Source organism: Pseudoalteromonas sp. AS84, from assembly GCF_038900255.1.
GTDB lineage: Bacteria > Pseudomonadota > Gammaproteobacteria > Enterobacterales > Alteromonadaceae > Pseudoalteromonas.
Map to the genome: position 1 here is coordinate 191,150 of NZ_JBBMQY010000002.1, position 19,390 is coordinate 210,539.

Here is a 19,390-nt window from a genome sequence, read left to right on the forward strand (position 1 = left end):
AAAGGCAAAACAATGAAAACACTTCAACAGCAACTTGGTAAATATGGTTTATATCATCGTTCTAAACGTAATGTACTAACGCACTTTATTGGTATTCCGCTCATTGTATTTGCAGCCTTGTGTTTACTAGCACGTATTCAAATACCCCTTGGTAGTGTAGTAGTTGATGGCGCACAACTTTTTGTATTAGCCTCGGTTGTTTATTATTTTATGCTGAGCTTTTCGCTTGGCTTTATTATGGCCGTGATATTCACTTTACTCCTTGTTGGTGCTCAGCCTATTGCGGCAATGGCGCTTTGGCCGTGGTTGAGTATTGGCGTAGGTGTGTTTGTATTTGGCTGGGTACTGCAGTTTATTGGGCACTATTACGAAGGTAAAAAACCGGCGTTTGTAGATGACCTAATTGGTTTAATTATTGGCCCTTTGTACGTAACCGTTGAACTACTATTTTTAATGGGCTTTTATAAAACATTAGAAGATGAAGTAAACGCAATAGCTGGCCCTACAAAGGCGTAAAATACTTTACTAAGTACCTTTATAAAAACTAATAAATAACAATAAAAGGGCAGATAACGCATGCAATATAATAATAAAACCGTGTGGATCACCGGCGCATCGTCAGGTATTGGTAAAGAGCTTGCTATACAATTTGCCGAGCTTGGAGCGCGCGTTATTTTATCGGCGCGCAATGTAGATAAACTAAACGATTTAAAAGCAACGCTTAAAGGCGAAGGGCACTTAGTTGTGCCGCTTGATTTAGCCCAGCCAGAACACGTACTGAGCACAATAACAGCAAAAATGAACGAGCTTCCTGCAATAGATATTTTAATTAATAACGGCGGCGTATCGCAGCGTAGCTTATTTTTAGAAAACGACTTTAACGTGTACCGCCAATTAATGGAGGTTAATTACTTTGGCTTAATTGCACTGACTAAAGCCGTACTACCTACTATGGTGGCAAGGCGCAGTGGCTCAATTGTGTCTATTAGTAGTGTGGCGGGTAAAGTAGGTTCAAAATTTAGAACGGGTTATTCGGGTTCTAAATATGCAGTTGTTGGTTTTATGGATTGCCTACGTGCAGAAGTAGCACAACATAACATTCATTGCTTAACAATTTGCCCAGGCTCTATTAAAACAGCAATTGCGCATAACTCACTAAACGAGCAAGGCATAGCGCAAAATAAACCAGAAGAGTCGATAGAAAATGGGATGGATGTAAGCGTAGCGGCTTCAAAAATGATTCGTGCCATTAGCGATAAAAAAGACGAAGTGATTATTGGCAAAGGTTTAAGTGGTTGGGCGCCTACAATTAAGCGCTTTTTTCCTACTTTGTTTAATCGCATTACTGCAAAAACAAACTATAGGTAGCGTCGTTTATTTCAAAAGCGTAAAATGCCGTAAATTTGATCAATTTAGAAAAGGATTCTAAATGAAGTATTTATGGCTGAGCCTGTTTTTTATTGTATTAATTTGGTCTGGTATTAACCCAAAAGATCAATTTACATGGCTGCTTGAAGTTATCCCCGCAATTATTGGTTTAGTGCTGCTAGCAAGTACCTATAGCCACTTTAAACTTACTCCTATTTTATATACATTTATTTTAGCGCATTGCATTGTGCTGATGATTGGCGGGCATTACACCTACGCCGAAGTCCCTTTTTTCGATAATCTATTTGGTAGCGAGCGTAATAACTACGACAAAGTAGGGCACTTTTTTCAAGGGTTTGTACCTGCACTACTAGCACGCGAAATTTTACTGCGCAAAAAAGTAGTAAATGGTCGAGGCTGGTTAATCACCTTTGTTATTTCGGTATGTTTAGCATTTAGCGCCTTTTACGAATTAATAGAGTGGTGGGTTGCAGTGTTAAGCGGCGAAAACGCAGAAGCGTTTTTAGGCACGCAAGGTTACGTGTGGGATACCCAATCAGATATGGGACTGGCGTTATTTGGGGCTATTTGCTCATTGTTAATGCTTTCAAAAGTACACGACAAACAGCTTAAAAACGTTAAAGATTATTTATAGGCTATAGGAACGTTAAAGACTATATAGAAACGCTTATAAAATATTAATAAAAGACTATTAACTTATGACTGTAAACACTAGTGATTACTCAATCAGCACAGACAAAAGTAAACTTAACTTTAACGTTATTTATAACTTTATTGCTAATAGCTATTGGGCCAAAGGCATTCCTAAAAGCGTGATGCAATCAGCTATTGATAACTCAATGTGCTTTGGTGTTTACAGCGCTCATAACGAACAAGTTGGCTTTGCCCGAGTAGTGACCGATAAAGCAACCTTTGCCTATTTAGCCGATGTATTTATTGCCCCGCACTTGCAAGGTAATGGGCTGAGTAAGTTACTTATTAAAACAATAGTAGAGCACCCTGAGCTGCAAGGGCTCAGGCGCTTTTTATTAGCGACTTCTGATGCGCATAGTCTGTACGCGCAATATGGGTTTAAGCCAATAGACAACCCCGCACTGCTAATGCAAATAAATCCTGCAAATGTGTATGGTGATAGTAAGTAGAGAGTACTTTCTAAAGTGGGGTTATTATTTTTATGATTCACTATATAGCTAATTAGTAAGCTGTTTTTTGATGTTATAAACTTTTTGGCGGTAGATATTAATACTCTTTTAAATACGATATTTTTTCTTCATTGATAGAGCATAAGAAAGTACAAATAGAGCCACCCACCAAGCAGCAAATACCCACAATCCAGGCTTAAGTTCACACCATTCTTTAATGTTAATAACACCATATATAAACAAACCTAGAGAGATGAGTGGTAAAATAAATAAGGAGTAAAAAAGATATTTAATAAAGTTTGATAGAAGTTTTTGATACAGTTTATGCTCATTATCAGAGCGAAACTCGATCATTAAAAAAATACATTGTGAAGATATAAGCAAAAGTATTACTTGTAATAAACACCAGCCTAAAGCCGCCAAAATTGCGATCCATTGCATTGTCATTTTCGTTTTCCTTACCTTTTTACTTTAACAGATTGCTATAAAGCTATTGGTATATTTTACCTTTGTGTTTTAACCAACCACCAACATGATATCCGTTGGGATCTTTATGAGTCCAGTGTACTACGGCCACTTTTTTATTCCACTCATACTCTCTATAAAATTGAACATTATCACTTTTCGAAATCAAATTAATTTTTGGGGCTAGGTCAATGTTATGTGCGATTAAAATAGTAATGCTGAACTTAATTTAAGAATAAACTTTTGATGACGCCAGCCTTTATTATCGACGTTTAATATAGGAATCTTTTCGTCAACGACTGAGCATTAACGGATGAATATCAAGCGTCTTAGCAACCTCCTTTATCAAGACATCGTCTCGTAAGCTTAGTTCGACTGCTTTGATTTTGAAATTAACTGGGTAAAACCGTGTCTTTCTAGCTTGAGTATATCTAGGCATTTTAGTCTCCTCATAGTGATGAGGAGGTGTCCACTAAAACGGGTGAGGAGCACAGTCCTTTTGAGTGACTTGTTATACGTTTTTGCTGCGCTCTTTCAGTAACCGTCCCTTTGCAACTGATTCATTTTTTAAAAAGTTAACCATGAAATGATAATCAGGGTGTGTTTTTAAACTACGACTAACAAAATAAACGTTAGTTGTATTAATAGAGAATGTTTCTCTAATATCCGCCCCTGGATTGTTGCCTGCTAACAAGCTAAATTTGAGTCCAGGAATATTAAACACTATATGTTGGTAGCCATCATGGTTTTTAACTGTTGGAAAACCCATTGTTGGTTTATCTACTATTTGATTATCAACATATACAGCTAGGTATGTATTTGCAGGAAATTCAGTATTTCCTAATAGGTAATCTGAAAAAGCAACCATGCTTTCTTCACGAATTGAATTCTTTGTATCAGGAATACCGTACCCGCTCCAATCTGTTACGGACAATCTCCAAGCAATGCTTACAGCAAAGTACATGAAATTAAGTGCTATTTTATCGTTGGACGGAAAATACCATCTTTCATCTTGTACATGAGACAACGCTTTAAATTTTTTTATCTTTGTAGCTAGTTTAAAACCGTTAGGTCGAGCCATAAAAGAAATTACTTTTTCTTCCCCATTTTTGGAGAATTTCAATTCACAACTTTCACAAAGTAAATGTTTTTTAGCTTGCTTGTCTGTATAGGCTGCTGATTTATCTGAGCCATTAATCAAAACAATGTTTTGTCCGTGTTCAGGGAAACCTTTACTAATTGATCGGTAAATAGCTTTAGGCATAAAGTGACTATCTTTAAGCTTCGCTGATTTTCTACACAATGCACAGAGTCCGTTCACCAAACCTCCTTAAACGTATAACGCCCACAATAACAGGCTAAAATTTAGGAACGAAGTGACTAAAGCCAACCAGTTTTAGTCCTTGTTGATTTGCCTTGTTATATGTTTATTTGCTGGAGTAGTGCTCAATAGAGTTCCTAAGCATATCCTCATACATTTCAATATACTCTGTAATATTAGCTTCGAGGTTGTTTGGGGATGATTTATCAAGAATGTTTTGAGCATTGTAGCAAGCGGTAGCAAATAGCATTGAAGAGCTTGCTTGAGACATTGAAGTCTCAGTTTCAACTTCAATCGCTTTTTCTAAATACCGGCCGACTACTTCTTCAAATTTTTCATCCATACTCTGAACATTCCCTAAACATATAATAGCTTTATCAGAGGACACTTTCCTCTTTTTACGAGCAAAGTATGTCCTCTTAGTTATTTTTAATAGTAATAGCAAATCTTGTAACACATTGCCAGTTATAAACTTTCAGGCGGGTTGTTCTTTTAATGATATGCACAAATGAGGAAAACGTCCTCATTTTTTGACTTAGGAGGAAAAACGCCAGTACTGTACGTAAATGCAGCAATTACATATTTAAAATGAAAGCTAAAAGCCTTTTAAATGATTTAACAGCCACTAAAAAACGGCGGCGATAATGCAAGTAACCGCTTTAAGTACACTTGTTTGTGTAAGCATATTATAAAAGGTGGTTTACTGGTGGTGGAAGTTGTAAAAACGAGGTCATTAATTATTTACTAAACGCGTCTTCCTTTTTTTGAAACAGGGGAGACGCGTTTAAATATACTGATACCAATCGACTTAAGTATTTAGCCTTTCTAGCGTGCTAAATAAAGCGTTAACGGCGTTATAAATTTCTCATGTAGAACAACTACATGTCGAAATTTATGCCTTGTTATCACTCTATTTATCCGTCGCTATAAATGTCTAATAACTTAACACGATTGGTATTATTTAGCTTTTTTTGCCTCTAGAGTTTCTATTTCACTCCAGATTTTTTCGGCTTCTGCACTTAACATGGCAAAGCTTTTAATGTCGCCTTTTCTTTGTGCCTGCATGCCTTGCTCTAGTTTTACGTCGTATTCTTTACGCAGTTTTTTTACGGGATCAGGCTTTAAAAATGAAAACATTAGTATTCTCTTAATTTATTAAATTATATGTATTTAGTGTACGCATTAATTGGCTTAATAGTTCTTTGTTTGGTGAAAATGTTTACTTTGCGCTTTAAAAGCGCAAAGTAAACGCAGTGTAATTTTGCGTGCTAGTGCTAGTGTTTATTTTTCTGGCTCTAGGCGTTTAATACCTTGGCCATCAATACCTAAATAAATAAAACCATCGCTGCCTTGGGCTAGGCTACGTACTCTGCCAATGCCGTCGAGTATTTTATATTGCTTAGCAACCTTACCCTTTGAGAGTTCCAATGCGCTAATAAATGCAAATTTCATTGATGCTAGTAATAGCTTACCTTTAAGCTTTGGGTATTTATCACTCGTTACATACAACATATCGGAAGGGGCAATTGAAGGGGTCCAGTGTAATACAGGCGATTGCATGCCGTCTTTTTCTTTAAGGTCGGTAAACTTGGTACCGCTGTAGTTAACGCCATAACTTACTAAAGGCCATCCGTAGTTAGCGCCTTTTTTTATTATGTTAAGCTCATCACCGCCGCGTGGCCCGTGTTCGTGAGACCATAAAATATTATTTTGATTATCAAACCACATGCCTTGTGGGTTACGGTGCCCATAAGACCATACCGCATGTTTTGCATTTTTTTGTTTAACAAACGGATTGTCGCTTGGGATATTACCATTTTCGTGTAAGCGATAAATTTTACCGCCGTCCCGCGTGAGATCTTGTGGGTTTATATCGCGCGAGCCGCGATCGCCAATTGAAAAATAAACATAACCTTCATCATCAAACACAATACGACTGCCATAGTGCTGGCCTTTGGTACTATTATGCTCGCCTTTGTACAGCAATTGCTGATCAGACAACTGCGTATGATCGTCACTTAGCTTAGCGCGCATTAAGGCGGTGTTACTGCCGCTTCCTTTGCCCTCACTACTTGAGTAACTAAAGTACAGCCATTGGTTTTGCTTACTATCGGTGTGTAGTGATAAATCAAGTAATCCACCTTGGCCATTAGCGTCAATGTCGGGCAGCCCAGAGACCTCAGTTAATTTAGTGGTATTTTTAGGTAATAAAAATAACGTTCCACTGCGCTCAGATATTAACAAGTCACCATTAGCTAGAGGCTCAATAGCCCAAGGTATAACCACACCTTCTGCCGCTGTTACTGCGTTAACGCTAAGCGATAAAGTATCGAGCTGTTTATAGTTTTTTACGTAATCGCTTTTTGCATGCGCGGGTGCGTTAGTAGCAAATATAGCAACGGCTAAGCCTGCACTTATTAGTTTAGGGAGTGTGTTATGTGACATTAAATTTATCATTATGGCTTCCAAAATTAATTCAGTCTTACATCACCTTAACATGGCATAAATAAATTTGTTAAGTGTTGAGTTGAATGAAAAATACACACTTATATGTTTATAAAATTACCTCTTCACAGGAAATTGTTTTAGCAATTAGCGCTAATAAAAAAATTGAATAATTACTCTATTGGGGTTGAAAACTTAAAATTTGAGCGTACACTTGTGCGCTGAAATTTGGGCGTACACGTGTAAGTTCAAAATAATTAAGATTTGATAGAGATTTAACCATGATTACTCAAGTATTAAACCAATTTTCAAAATGGTTTTTACACCATCAAAGTTTTGCAGGCTACATAGAGCCAATAATGCAGGTGTTTAAACCTGCGTGGCGTGCAGGGCAGTTTAGAGCGCAAGTAGTTAGTACCGCTGTGCTTGATGGCGGTTTTTTAAGTGTGCAGCTTAAGCCAAGCAAACAATGGCAGACACATACGTCAGGGCAGCATATAAGTTTAACGCTTGAAATTAATGGGCGATTATTAACACGCGTTTTTACCGTGGCCTCAAGCGCACAGCAATTTAAAAATACAGGTTTGGTGCGCTTACTAATCAAAACAAATGCGCAAGGGCGCTTTACAGGTTTACTCAGTAGCGCATTAAAAGCGGGTTTGTGGTGCAATATTTCTGCGCCAAACGGCGACTTTGTATTTAAAAATACACATACACCGGCTACTTTTGTTGCCGGTGGGTCGGGTATAACACCTATGCTGGCTATGCTTGATGATTACTTAAGTCAAACTACGCAAAAAGTCTCGTTAGTGTATTACGCAAAAGCCACTGAGCATCAATGTGTTGATGAACTGAGTGAGTTGGCGGCGCAGTTTGAGCATTTTTCGTTTTTATTATTAACGCGTGAGCAATCAAGCGACATAACCAGCAATATTAAGCCGTGGGAAAACCCAGACATTTACTGCTGTGGCCCTGCAGCATTTATGCAAACGGTGAGCGATTTTGCTAAAACGCATAAGCTAAATTACTACCAAGAAGCCTTTGGTTTGGCGCTGCCTAGCTTAAACGACGACAGCCAATTTAATGTGAAAATTAACGCCAGTGCCCATGTTGTATCGGGCAACGATGTTTTACTGAATCAGTTTGAAGAAAAAAAGCTACCCGTTAAACGCGGTTGCGGTATTGGTATTTGCCATCAATGCCAATGTATTAAAAAGTCAGGCGTGGTACGTAATTTAAAAACAGGTGAATTGAGTGACAACGGCGAGCAATTAATACAACTTTGCGTAAGCCAACCTGTTAGTGATTTGGAGTTACAATTATGAAAAACATTAACTATGACATGCTCGCAAGCGAGCTAGATGCCATTAAAATGGACACCCTTGGCAAAGTAGGCCAACAAGATGCCGACTACATTCGCTCTGTTGTGCGCAAACAGCGAGTGTGTGAATGGAGCGGGCGAATTTTGCTTATGCTTGGTTTTATTCAGCCATTATTATGGGTTGCAGGCGTGTTATTACTAGCGCTGGCTAAAATTTTAGACAATATGGAAATTGGCCACAATGTAATGCATGGTCAATACGATTGGATGAACGACAAGCAACTTAACTCACAGCATTATGAATGGGACATTGCGTGCGATGGACAAAGCTGGCACCGCGTTCATAACTTTGAACACCATACGTATACTAATATTATTGGTAAAGACAGAGACTTTGGTTATGGATTATTACGCCTGAGCGATGATTTTAAGTGGCGTTTTAAAAATGTATGGCAGTTTTTTACGTATATTAATTTAAGTGTGCTATTTCAGTGGGGCGTGTCGTATCACGAGTTAGCTGCAGAGCGTGTTTTTATTGGTAAAAAGAAAGAAAACCGCGAAGGGCTTGTATCGCACTCAACACTAAAGCAACGCTTTTTTAGTAAAGGCGCTCGCCAATTAATTAAAGATTATGCGATATTTCCGTTACTTGCAGGGCCTTTATTTTTATGGGTATTAGCGGGTAACTTGGTAGCAAACTTAATCCGTAATTTATGGACGTCGACCATAATATTTTGTGGTCACTTTACTGAAGAAACAGAGACCTTTAAACAAGAAGACTGCGTAAACGAAACCCAAGGGCAGTGGTATTACCGCCAAGTACTGGGCTCGTCTAATATTAAAGGGTCGCATTGGTTTCATGTTTTAACAGGGCATTTGAGCTGCCAAATAGAGCATCACTTATTTCCAGATATGCCGTCTTCGCGCTATCAAGAAGTTGCACCGCAAGTACAAGCTGTTTTGCAAAAACACGGTATTGATTATCACACTGGTGGCTTTTTTAGACAGTATACGTCGGTGTTAAAACGTATTATTAAATACTCGTTTAAATAAATTATTTGTTTTAAAAAATCGATCTATGTAGCAGCATAGGTCGATTTTTTTGTTTATAGCACCCAATGCGGTTGATTAGTAAACAGCACTTGCAAAAAATTCTCATAGTTAATTAAAAAAGCCTTACTTTAGCTATGGTTAAATAGCGTGTGATTGTCATACAATGGAGGGAAATAGACCACACAAGAGAGATTAAAATGGCCGCATTTGGTACCGTGTTTATGCCGCAGATGATTCAAGCTCGTTTTTCTGATAATAAATGGAGCGAAAGCTCAATTGTCCCTTCCGATAAACTTGAACTTCATGCTGGTGCGCACGTTCTTCATTATTCAAGTACATGTTTTGAAGGCTTAAAAGCCTTTCGCCATGAAGATGGTTCTGTTTATCTTTTTAGAATGGATGCAAACATTGCACGCATGCAACAAAGCTCAGCGCTATTAAGCTTACCGAGTTTTGACAGCGATATGCTAAAAACGATGATTATCGATATTATGCGTGAATACGCAGATGAAACGCCATTACCGCCGGGTTCTATGTATATTCGCCCAACGCACATTGGTACAGAGGCTGCAATTGGTAAAGCCGCAGCGCCATCAATGAGCTCGCTTTTATACACATTACTATCGCCAGTAGGTGATTACTTTGCCGGTGGTGCAACTGCACTACGTGTACTGCTTGAAGAAGATGGCATGCGCTGCGCTCCGCACATGGGTATGGTAAAAAGTGGTGGTAACTACGCCAGTGCACTAGCACCTATTAGCGCTGCACGTATAAAGTATCAAGCTGATCAAATTTTGTTTTGCCCAGGTGGCGACGTACAAGAAACCGGTGCTGCTAACTTTATACTTATTGATGGCAACGAAATTATTACTAAAGCACTCGATAGCACCTTTTTACACGGTGTAACGCGTAATAGTATTTTAACCATAGCCAAAGATTTAGGTATGACGGTAAGCGAGCGTAACTTTAGCGTTACTGAGCTACTAGAGCGTGCTGCTAAACCTGGCACTGAAGCGGCGCTTTCGGGCACTGCAGCTGTACTAACTGCTGTGGGTACGTTTATTCATAACGATAAAGAATACAAAGTTGGTACTGGCGAACCAGGCCCTACTACAGCACGCCTTCGCCAAGCATTGAACGATATTCAATGGGGTAAAAGTGAAGACAAGCACGGCTGGTTAACTAAAATCTAATAATAGATTTAATAGCAACTCGCATTAAAAAGCCACCTAATCGGTGGCTTTTGTGTGTTTGGGTACTTTAAGCTGTGCTTATCAAAACTTCATTTCTATTTTACCGTACACGTAACGTCCGTTAAATCCATACGGTGAAAAGCTTGAGTATGCAAATAAACGTGAGAAAGTGCTTACTTCGTCAACATTTTCGCGTGTTGCGTCTGGGTAAATATCAAAAATGTTATTCGCTCCCAAGCTTAACGATACGTTATTGGTAAGTGCATAAGCTACGTCTAAATCAGTGATCCATTTTGGTTTTAGTACTTCATTTAGCTCTGCCGTTGATGATGGATCTTGAGTTTCACCGTAGCGTGTTGTTCTAAGCGTTGTACGAATATCATCGTTAGTCCACGTTGCACTTAAGTTGTACTTATTACGCGGTGTGCTTACTTCAAAGCGACGCAGCTCATTACCAGAGAACAAGTTGTCTTGATCAAACCCTGCGCCTTGTAGTTCTGCTGGTGGGTCGATGATATTGGTCACTTCATTTTTGCCGTAGTTATAACCGAGGTTAAAGGCTAAATCGCCGTAACCATCGGTTGCTACATTATAAGAGGCAACCACATCAACACCACGGGTTTTACTGTCAATTGCGTTTAAGAAGAAGCGGCCCTGATTAGCACCGGTACCTTCAAGTAGTTGCTCAATAGCAGCACCCGATAAGTTATTTGATAACACAATGCGGTCATCAATTAATATTTGGTAGTAATCAACCGATAAGCTGAAATTAAAGTCGGTAGACCATGTAAAACCAACGCCGTAGTTTGTTGCTTCCTCGGCATCAAGACCCGGTGAGCCCAGTGCTTTTGCTACATCGCTGCCTGGTGCAAATGTGCCGGTTTCGGTTGGTTCGCCATCAACAAATACAGTGGCTACTGAGGTAAAGTATTGCTGTTGTAACGACGGTGCTCTAAAACCAGTAGAAACCGATGCGCGCAGCGCTAAGTCTTCAGTTAATGAATAACGAGTCGCAATTTTACCATTAATGGTATCGCCAAAATCTGAGTAATCTTCATAACGGGCGGCAACTGCTAAATTCCAATCGTCGGTTAGGTAGGTTTCAAGGTCGATATAAAAGCTCACGTTATGGCGGCTATTGTCGCCTTCTGATTCGGGTGTAAAACCTGGAAATACTTGTGAACCCGCTGCGCCAAATGGGCCATCAACTGGGTCGGTTACTGCACCACCTGGGCCAAATGTGCCTTGTGCATATGAAGCTTCTTCACCTGCATCAATTTGGTACCCTTCGCGGCGATACTCAGCACCTACGGCCACACTTACTGAACTTTCTAAAAAGCTGACGTCTACCTCACGATTAAAATCAACATTTAAGGTAAGTTGATCGTAGGTAAGTGTTCCGGCATCAAAGCTTGTTTGGCTAGTAGGGCCGTATGAGGTATTTAAGCTATTTATAACGCCAAACTCGAACGCATCTTGACCATATACGGCCGATACATCGTAATTCCATTCGTTTGCAAAACCTTTAGCGCCAAGTGCCAGCGAAAAGTCATCTATGTCTGAAGTAATAACCGGTAAAAAACCATCAGGGTACACTTCTTCTATATTACGACTATCACTTGCACGGCGATAAAACCCACCACCTTCGCCTTCACGTTTACTGTAAGAGCCAAACGAATATAAATCGATATCGTTTGTTAATTGATAACCTGCATTATAAAACATTGAAAAGTCTTCAACATCGCCATTACCAAAGTTATGGTTGTAACGATTTACGGTAAGTTCGCGAGGGTCTAACGATCCATCATCTAATCGTGCGTAGTTTTCACGGTTATCGTAGTCAGAGCGGTTAGTTGAATGGCGGTCGCGGTATTCTGTTGAGATGTTTAAAAAGCCATTATCGCCAAGCTCAAAACCCATATTACCTTGAAGTGTGAGTGTTTGGCCGTCTGTTAAAGAGCGATCGCCCCCTTCGGTAAATGCTAAATTTCCGTCGCTACCCTCAGATACAGATTCAAGCTGTGGTACACCGTCCATTTCGGTTACGTTAGCACCATAAATAGCCGCAACTGAGCCACCACTACTTGCGCTTTTAAGCACAATATTAATAACACCCGCTATAGCGTCAGAGCCATATTGCGCTGCGGCGCCATCGCGTAATACTTCAATACGGGCAATAGCATTTGCTGGTATTGCATTTAAATCAACCGATGATGAACCACGACCCGTTGAGCCATTTAAGTTAAGTAATGCGTTGCTGTGGCGGCGTTTACCATTAACAAGCACTAAGGTGTGATCGGGTGCTAAGCCACGAAGCTGAGCAGGGCGTACATGGTCGCTGCCATCAGTAAGTGATGCCTGCGGGAAGTTAAAGCTGGGTAATAAACTGCTAAGTAGGGCATTCGTTTCAGTAAAGCCAGAATTTTTAAGGGCATCAGCGCCAATTATATCGATGGGTACTGCGCTATCTTCTACTGTACGGCCTAATCGGCGAGAGCCAATTACGCTTATTTGTTCGATGTTTTCTTCTGCTTTAGTGTCTTGCTCTGCAGCATTTACTGAGAGCGAACCAAGTAGTGCAGCAGATGCGCTCATTGCGAGTAATATTTGTGGTACCGATTGCTGTAATTTAAATAACGGTTTTCTATTCATGCTGTATTCCCCATACCCATTGAATTATTTTAGTTTTGTACAAAAAGATTAATAATACCAACCCGCAATAATACTTAATCATTTTTAGGGGCTAAACGTGTCGCTATCTGCGTTAAAAAATTCTCATTTACGACTGCATGGATGCAGAAGGTAGAGCAATACAGGAGCAATTGCCGAGAACAACTAAACAGCGAATTTTTTGCCTAGCTATCAACACGTTTCTCCATCCTCAAAATAGCTCACTTAATTAAGCGAATTGGTATAAACTTTTTTGTTACCTTGAACATATACTTAATTAACAAAGTCAGTCAATTGAATAACATTCAATTAATTTAGGTGTTTTTATAATTACAGTTGGTTGTTTTTTATAATGACCATTGTTTTGGTTATATAGCGAAGGTGATTGCTAAGTAATTGATGGATAATGAATTATATTTAAAAGTTAAATTTAACGTTTAATTAACTGGTAAGATGAGATGGTAGGTTTAACTAGTCATGAGTAGAAAGCCATTTTTATTGGGCTGGCAATAAACAACTGTTCACTTATAAATATTTTTAAAAACATAAAATACAAAAACACCGTTAAATGTTAATTAAATTAACATTTAACGGGTGTGTTATAAATTATGTACTACTTATTAGAACCTATACTTTAAAGCATGAAGTAATTTTGTTTTTATAAGTAATTAGTATAAAAAAGACTACTAAAAAATAGTGTTAAAATTTAATTTTTCCAACAAGCATGTCTTTAAACATGACCCAATCTCCCCATAAACTGTAAAAGGGGTGTTTAAAAGTAGCTGGGCGGTTTTTTTCAAAAAAGAAATGCCCGACCCACGCAAACCCATATCCAATAACAGGTAATAGCCATAATAAACTATATTGCTGTTTCAATAATGCTATTGCGATTACAGCAAGAACGAGAGTGCTTCCTATAAAATGTAAGCGGCGGCAAATCACGTTGCGATGCTCTTTTAAATAATAGGGGTAGAAGGCTTTAAAGCTTTTAAACGTGGGGTTTGTACTTTGCATAGTGTGCTCTTTTATTATTTTTTATTTTATCAGTGTTGTGAACTATTAAAGCGTAAGTTTACATTTGTTTACAGCGATAAATGGCGCTTAACGCATCTAAATAGACAAAAGAGCTAAAAGTTAATAACTTATGTGCACTATTAATAAATAAGAATGGAACTCAGGATGTTTAAACACACTCTAGCATGTGCTGTAATTGTAGCGCTTAGCGGCTGTTCAGAGCCAACTAATACGGTAACTCAAGAAGAAGTAAAAGCACCAATGAAGCAAGTTAATGCAGTTATATACCCAGAAACAAAAAAAGGCGATATCGTAGACACCTACTTTGAAGAAGCGGTTAACGACCCATATCGTTGGCTTGAAGATGATATGAGCGGCGAAACTGCCGATTGGGTTAAAACGCAAAACAGTTTAACGTTTTCTTATTTAGAGCAGATACCTTATCGCGATAAGTTAAAGCAGCGCCTTGAAAAACTAATGAACTACGAAAAAATAGGCGCTCCTTTTACTGAAGGCGATTACACCTATTTTTATAAAAACGATGGCCTGCAAAATCAGTATGTTTTGTATCGCAGTAAAGATGGCGGCGACGTAGAAGTATTTTTAGATCCAAACAAGTTTAGTGACGATGGTACGACGTCTATGTCGGGTTTATCGTTTTCAAAAGATGGCTCATTACTCGCGTATCAAATATCTGAAGGTGGCAGCGATTGGCGTAAAATTATAGTTATTGATGCACATACTAAAGAGCAAGTTGAAGAAGCGCTTGTTGATGTTAAATTTAGTGGTATAGACTGGTTAGGCAACGAAGGTTTTTATTATTCAAGTTACGAAAAACCTAAAGGCAGTGAGCTTTCGGCTAAAACAGATCAGCATAAAGCGTATTACCATAAGCTAGGTACTGCACAGTCTGCTGATAGTGTTGTATTTGGTGAAACTGATGAGCAAAAACATCGCTATGTAGGCGCGGATGTAACCCATGACGGCCACTACTTACTTATTTCAGCTAGTACGTCTACTTCAGGCAATAAGCTGTTTATAAAAGACTTAACAAAGCAAAACAGTGAGTTTGTAACGGTTGTTGGAAATACTGATTCAGATACATCAGTGATTGATAACGAAGGCAGCAAGCTGTTTTTAGTTACTAACCTTAATGCACCAAACAAAAAAGTAGTGACGGTTGATGCAAGTAACCCAAACCCTGAAAATTGGGTTGATTTAATTCCTGAAACCAAAAACGTACTAAATCTTACAAAAGGTGGCGATACCTTTTTTGCCAACTACATGGTTGATGCGATTTCGCAGGTAAAACAGTACAACAAAAAAGGCGAGCTAATTCGCGAAATTACATTACCAGGCGTGGGTACTGCACGTGGTTTTGGCGGTAAAAAAGATCAAACAACGCTTTATTATTCGTTCACTAACTACAAAACACCAGGTACTACTTATACGTTTGATGTAGCTACGGGTGAATCGGGTGTTTATCGTAAATCGGCTATTGATTTTAATAGCGATGATTACACGTCTGAGCAGGTGTTTTACACATCAAAAGACGGTACTAAAATACCGATGGTAATCACCTATAAAACAGGCATTAAGCTTGATGGTTCAAACCCTACTATTTTATATGGTTACGGTGGTTTTAATATTAGTTTAACGCCAAGCTTTAGCCCCGTTAATGCAGTATGGCTTGAACAAGGTGGTGTGTACGCCGTTGCTAATATTCGTGGTGGCGGTGAGTACGGTAAAGACTGGCATAATGCAGGCACAAAATTGCAAAAGCAAAATGTGTTTGACGACTTTATTGCAGCGGCTGAGTACTTAAAAGATAAAAAGTACACGTCTAAAAAGCGCTTAGCACTTCGCGGTGGCTCTAATGGTGGTTTGTTAGTTGGCGCAGTGATGACGCAGCGTCCAGACTTATTTCAAGTGGCTCTACCTGCTGTAGGCGTACTTGATATGTTGCGCTACCATACATTCACTGCGGGCGCTGGTTGGGCATACGACTACGGTACGAGCGAGCAAAGCAAAGAAATGTTTGAATACATTAAAGGTTATTCACCACTTCATAATGTAAAAGCAGGTGTTGAGTATCCAGCTACTATGATTACAACTGGCGATCATGATGACCGCGTTGTCCCTTCGCATTCGTTTAAGTTTGCAGCTGAGCTTCAAGCAAAGCAAACGGGTAATAATCCAACGCTTATTCGCATAGAAACCAATGCAGGGCATGGTGCAGGTACTCCAACAAGCAAAACAATTGAGCAGTACGCTGATATATTTGGTTTTACGCTTTACAACATGGGCGTAGAGTCGTTATAAAAGCGATTTAACTAAATAGCTAACTTTAATAGCTGAGCAAAAAGGCCGAGTAAATTTAATTTACTCGGCCTTTTCAATGTTAGCAGTTAGCTACTGCATAGGTGAAAACAATCGTTGATACGTTTTATAAGCGTATTCGTCGGTCATTCCGCTTAAGTAATCGCAAATTATACGCATACCTTGGTTTTGCTTTTGTGCTTCTATGTATTGTGCTTGAGTTGTTTCGGGCAATAAACGCAGCGGATCGCTAGCAAACGCCGTAAATAACTCTATTAGTAAATTTTGGCCTTTGAACTCTATTTGCTGCATTTCGGGGTCACGTATTAAACGTTGAAACACAAAATGCTTAAGTATTTGCAATACACTGTCGTATTGGGCATCTAATTTAGCTGTGTACTTTAAAATAGGGCATTCAAAGTCATCGTTTTGAACATCTAAATGTATATGAATAATAAAGGTATTAACCAGCTCACCTATGGCATCTTTTCGCTCATAATCATTTTTTGAAAACAAGCGCTGGGTCAGCGATTCAAGCATGGCGTTTAGCCAGGCAAAATTTAGTGCTTTTAAATGAGGCAGAGCATGAGTTTGCCAATCGTCTAATGTGAGTACGTGGGTTGCAATGGCATCTTCTAAGTCGTGTACCGCGTACGCTATATCGTCGGCGTGTTCCATTATGGCGCTGTCGAGCGATTTATACGTTGTTTTAGCGCGGTACTTATCAATAGCGGCATGGCTACCTAGCAATGTTTTATCGTTTTGACTCAGTGGTTCTACTATCCAATTAAATATGGCTGCATCGTCGTTGTATAACCCTTTGGCAGGTCTCCAATCATCCGCTTTTATAAATGCACGACCGGTTGTATCGTCAGGAATGATATGCCAAAGCGTATTAATAAACGCGGGGTATTTTATAAAGCCTAATAAAGTACGACGAGTGAGGTTCATGCCGTGGCCATTACTGTAGGGCTCAAGTTTTGCAACTATGCGCAGTGTTTGTGCGTTACCTTCAAAACCACCGTGATCGCGCATCATGTAATTGAGTGCTATTTCACCACCATGCCCAAAAGGCGGATGGCCAATATCGTGCGCTAAACACAGTGTTTCTAGCAGTCCGGTTGATGGAAAGTGCGTAAAGTCACTATGTTGCGCTTTTAAATGGCGCAATATGCCAGTACCAATTTGCGATACTTCTAAAGAGTGGGTAAGGCGAGTGCGGTAAAAGTCGTTTAGGCCAATACCCATAATTTGGGTTTTAGCTTGCAAACGTCTGAATGCAGCGGCATGAATAATACGCGAACGATCGACCTGCCACGGCGAGCGGTTATCGTTAGGGCGATGTTTATATTGCTCTATTATTCGGCTTTGCCATTGTTTATCCATACTGCTTACTCACACATAGTTAATATTATTAAACTTTGCCCAGTATACCCATGGACTTATAAATTGCGAATGAACAAATGCACTACTTTTCGTTATTCGCGTTTATAAAGTGGCTTAGGTATAATGTGCCTTCGTATGCTTGTGTATTGACCATGCATAATTAGTTGTTTGAAAGAGAGAATACATGCTAAGAATTATTTTTCAGTTTTTGTTAACCGTATTTTTTGTATGGGCGCTTGCATATCCGTTTATACAAAGTGACGACGTTGATCAGGATGAACAAACGTCAGAACAACCCAAAAAAGTGAAGAAAAAAGAAAAACCATTACATAACGTAAAATTACCTAAGTTTTCTGAATTTAGTGATGTAAAAGAAAAAAAACATGCATTTTTTAGCTTTATTCGTCCGCATGTAGAAGCCGAAAACAAAAAAATACTACAGCAACGCGCTAAGCTAGAAATAGCACGCATGATGCTCCAAAACGAATTACCTTTAGAAAAAAAGCAAAGCAAAGATATTGCTAAAATTTTAAAGTCATACGGCTTACCAACCACAGTTGATACGCTCATACTTACGCAAGCATTACGCCGTGTTGATATAATTCCTAAAGAATTAGCGCTTATGCAAGCTGCAAACGAATCTGCGTGGGGCACATCACGTTTTGCACGTATTGGCCTTAACTTTTTTGGTCAGTGGTGTTACACAAAAGGTTGTGGCATGGTGCCAAAACGCCGTAATACCGGGGCTGCGCACGAAGTTGCTGCGTTTAAATCGGTGAGAGCTGCTATAAACTCTTACTTTAAAAACATAAATACGCATCCTGCTTATAAAGATTTGCGCGCAATACGTGAAAACTTACGTCTTGAGCAAAAACCAATTTTAGCGACTGAACTTACACATGGTTTAATGTCTTACTCTGAGCGCGGTGAAGCGTATATAGAAGAGTTAAACACCATGATTAGCCAAAATAGAGCCTACTTTGATGAATAAATACATTTTTAATTGTACCAACGCTATTGTGTTAGCACTGCTGAGCACTAGTGCATTTAATGTAAATGCGAGAGAGTTTGTGATGTCGTATGACGGTTTTTACGACCGCTTAAAAATTGTTAACAAAGGCGATTTTCAATATGCGCGAGTTAACTTTTACATTAGTGATATTGGTACTAATGAAACATGCGCGATTAAAAGCGGTACTATTTTAACCGAAAGAAACGAGTATCCACTTAACTTTACCGATAAAGCACAATTACTATTGCCGTTCGATAAGCAGCTTGATACCGATAAAGCGGTCATTGTAGTAGAGCCGCTCAATCCTGTACACGATTGCCAATTAAAGCTACAAATAGAAGCAAACGAACTTGAAGGTTTAGCGTTTTCAAAGCAGTCGTTATATACCATTAACGAAGAACTTGATGAGCTGTTAACTGATTTGTCGGGCTTTTTTGTAAGTAAATTAATGTGGTTTTTATTACCAGAGCAAAAGGGCGTAGCAGTTACATTTAAAAGCCCAATGCAATTTGATGATAAGAGCATAACGTGTGAAAAGTCAGTATGTTACTTTGCAGTTGAAGATAGCTGGGAAGATGATAGCGCGGTGCTTGGCGATATATCGCAAGTAATAAAAGTAACGCCTTGGATTGTTAAGTGATCAGCGTTTAGCTAAGTAGC

The 19,390-nt window shown here is 39.1% G+C and carries 19 protein-coding genes and 1 pseudogene; 10 read left to right on the forward strand and 10 right to left on the reverse strand.

Annotation, left to right across the window (positions count from 1 at the left end; genetic code table 11):
* The first annotated feature begins 12 nt into the window (after nt 1-12).
* The 4 genes from WNY79_RS03280 to WNY79_RS03295 all read left to right on the forward strand — a co-directional run bounded on the left by WNY79_RS03280 (nt 13) and on the right by WNY79_RS03295 (nt 2,531).
* Entirely contained in the window at nt 13-516 is a 504-nt protein-coding gene (locus WNY79_RS03280) for an Mpo1-like protein (protein WP_342875116.1), read from the forward strand.
* 60 nt (nt 517-576) lie between these two features.
* On the forward strand, nt 577-1,368 hold the full coding sequence (locus tag WNY79_RS03285; protein WP_342875117.1) for an SDR family oxidoreductase: 792 nt from the start codon (nt 577-579) through the stop codon (nt 1,366-1,368).
* Between the two features lie 61 nt (nt 1,369-1,429).
* Complete coding sequence (locus tag WNY79_RS03290) at nt 1,430-2,023, forward strand: DUF2238 domain-containing protein (protein ID WP_076925943.1); 594 nt, start codon at nt 1,430-1,432, stop codon at nt 2,021-2,023.
* A 64-nt stretch (nt 2,024-2,087) separates the two neighbouring features.
* On the forward strand, nt 2,088-2,531 hold the full coding sequence (locus WNY79_RS03295) for a GNAT family N-acetyltransferase (RefSeq protein WP_104642455.1): 444 nt from the start codon (nt 2,088-2,090) through the stop codon (nt 2,529-2,531).
* 108 nt (nt 2,532-2,639) lie between these two features.
* Here the strand turns inward: WNY79_RS03295 and WNY79_RS03300 are convergent, their stop codons facing one another.
* The 7 genes and pseudogenes from WNY79_RS03300 to WNY79_RS03330 form a co-directional block, all read right to left on the reverse strand.
* Nucleotides 2,640-2,978 (reverse strand): hypothetical protein, encoded by a 339-nt coding sequence (locus WNY79_RS03300; RefSeq protein WP_024597909.1) that lies wholly within the window; start codon nt 2,976-2,978, stop codon nt 2,640-2,642.
* 43 nt (nt 2,979-3,021) lie between these two features.
* Complete coding sequence (locus tag WNY79_RS03305) at nt 3,022-3,165, reverse strand: DUF3465 domain-containing protein (RefSeq protein ID WP_232007048.1); 144 nt, start codon at nt 3,163-3,165, stop codon at nt 3,022-3,024.
* Between the two features lie 126 nt (nt 3,166-3,291).
* Nucleotides 3,292-3,435 (reverse strand): annotated as a pseudogene (locus tag WNY79_RS03310) (transposase); the annotation flags it as partial.
* Nucleotides 3,436-3,507: 72 nt separating this feature from the next.
* Nucleotides 3,508-4,317, reverse strand: coding sequence for a hypothetical protein (locus WNY79_RS03315; RefSeq protein WP_182696445.1), 810 nt, complete (start codon nt 4,315-4,317; stop codon nt 3,508-3,510).
* Between the two features lie 106 nt (nt 4,318-4,423).
* Nucleotides 4,424-4,660 (reverse strand): DUF3144 domain-containing protein, encoded by a 237-nt coding sequence (locus WNY79_RS03320; protein ID WP_024600116.1) that lies wholly within the window; start codon nt 4,658-4,660, stop codon nt 4,424-4,426.
* A 614-nt stretch (nt 4,661-5,274) separates the two neighbouring features.
* Nucleotides 5,275-5,454: a DUF6435 family protein gene (locus tag WNY79_RS03325; RefSeq protein WP_007375469.1), complete on the reverse strand. Its 180-nt coding sequence runs from the start codon at nt 5,452-5,454 to the stop codon at nt 5,275-5,277.
* A 144-nt stretch (nt 5,455-5,598) separates the two neighbouring features.
* Nucleotides 5,599-6,774: a PQQ-dependent sugar dehydrogenase gene (locus WNY79_RS03330; protein WP_342875118.1), complete on the reverse strand. Its 1,176-nt coding sequence runs from the start codon at nt 6,772-6,774 to the stop codon at nt 5,599-5,601.
* 269 nt (nt 6,775-7,043) lie between these two features.
* On the opposite strand from WNY79_RS03330, the gene WNY79_RS03335 reads away from it, so the two are divergent.
* From WNY79_RS03335 to WNY79_RS03345, 3 genes are all read left to right on the forward strand, one after another.
* Nucleotides 7,044-8,087 carry an iron-sulfur cluster-binding domain-containing protein gene (locus WNY79_RS03335; protein WP_342875119.1) on the forward strand — a complete coding sequence of 348 codons (1,044 nt, stop codon included), beginning with the start codon at nt 7,044-7,046 and terminating at the stop codon, nt 8,085-8,087.
* Nucleotides 8,084-9,136, forward strand: coding sequence for an acyl-CoA desaturase (locus tag WNY79_RS03340; RefSeq protein WP_076925931.1), 1,053 nt, complete (start codon nt 8,084-8,086; stop codon nt 9,134-9,136). The genes WNY79_RS03335 and WNY79_RS03340 overlap by 4 nt, the downstream gene beginning before the upstream one ends.
* A gap of 191 nt (nt 9,137-9,327) precedes the next feature.
* Complete coding sequence (locus tag WNY79_RS03345; RefSeq protein WP_272941825.1) at nt 9,328-10,329, forward strand: branched-chain amino acid aminotransferase; 1,002 nt, start codon at nt 9,328-9,330, stop codon at nt 10,327-10,329.
* 81 nt (nt 10,330-10,410) lie between these two features.
* On the opposite strand, the gene WNY79_RS03350 is transcribed toward WNY79_RS03345, so the two are convergent.
* Entirely contained in the window at nt 10,411-12,981 is a 2,571-nt protein-coding gene (locus WNY79_RS03350) for a TonB-dependent receptor (RefSeq protein ID WP_342875120.1), read from the reverse strand.
* Nucleotides 12,982-13,698: 717 nt separating this feature from the next.
* On the reverse strand, nt 13,699-14,013 hold the full coding sequence (locus tag WNY79_RS03355; RefSeq protein WP_096792913.1) for a DUF962 domain-containing protein: 315 nt from the start codon (nt 14,011-14,013) through the stop codon (nt 13,699-13,701).
* A gap of 165 nt (nt 14,014-14,178) precedes the next feature.
* Here WNY79_RS03355 and WNY79_RS03360 point away from each other — a divergent pair, with 165 nt between their 5' ends.
* Nucleotides 14,179-16,335 carry a prolyl oligopeptidase family serine peptidase gene (locus WNY79_RS03360; RefSeq protein ID WP_342875121.1) on the forward strand — a complete coding sequence of 719 codons (2,157 nt, stop codon included), beginning with the start codon at nt 14,179-14,181 and terminating at the stop codon, nt 16,333-16,335.
* A gap of 90 nt (nt 16,336-16,425) precedes the next feature.
* Here the strand turns inward: WNY79_RS03360 and WNY79_RS03365 are convergent, their stop codons facing one another.
* Complete coding sequence (locus WNY79_RS03365; RefSeq protein ID WP_342875122.1) at nt 16,426-17,718, reverse strand: anti-phage deoxyguanosine triphosphatase; 1,293 nt, start codon at nt 17,716-17,718, stop codon at nt 16,426-16,428.
* A gap of 184 nt (nt 17,719-17,902) precedes the next feature.
* Between WNY79_RS03365 and WNY79_RS03370 the strand changes: the two genes are divergently transcribed.
* A complete protein-coding gene (locus WNY79_RS03370; RefSeq protein WP_024600124.1) occupies nt 17,903-18,709 on the forward strand; it encodes a glucosaminidase domain-containing protein in 807 nt (268 codons plus the stop codon).
* A complete protein-coding gene (locus tag WNY79_RS03375) occupies nt 18,702-19,370 on the forward strand; it encodes a DUF2987 domain-containing protein (RefSeq protein ID WP_342875123.1) in 669 nt (222 codons plus the stop codon). The genes WNY79_RS03370 and WNY79_RS03375 overlap by 8 nt, the downstream gene beginning before the upstream one ends.
* Nucleotides 19,371-19,390: the final 20 nt, after the last annotated feature.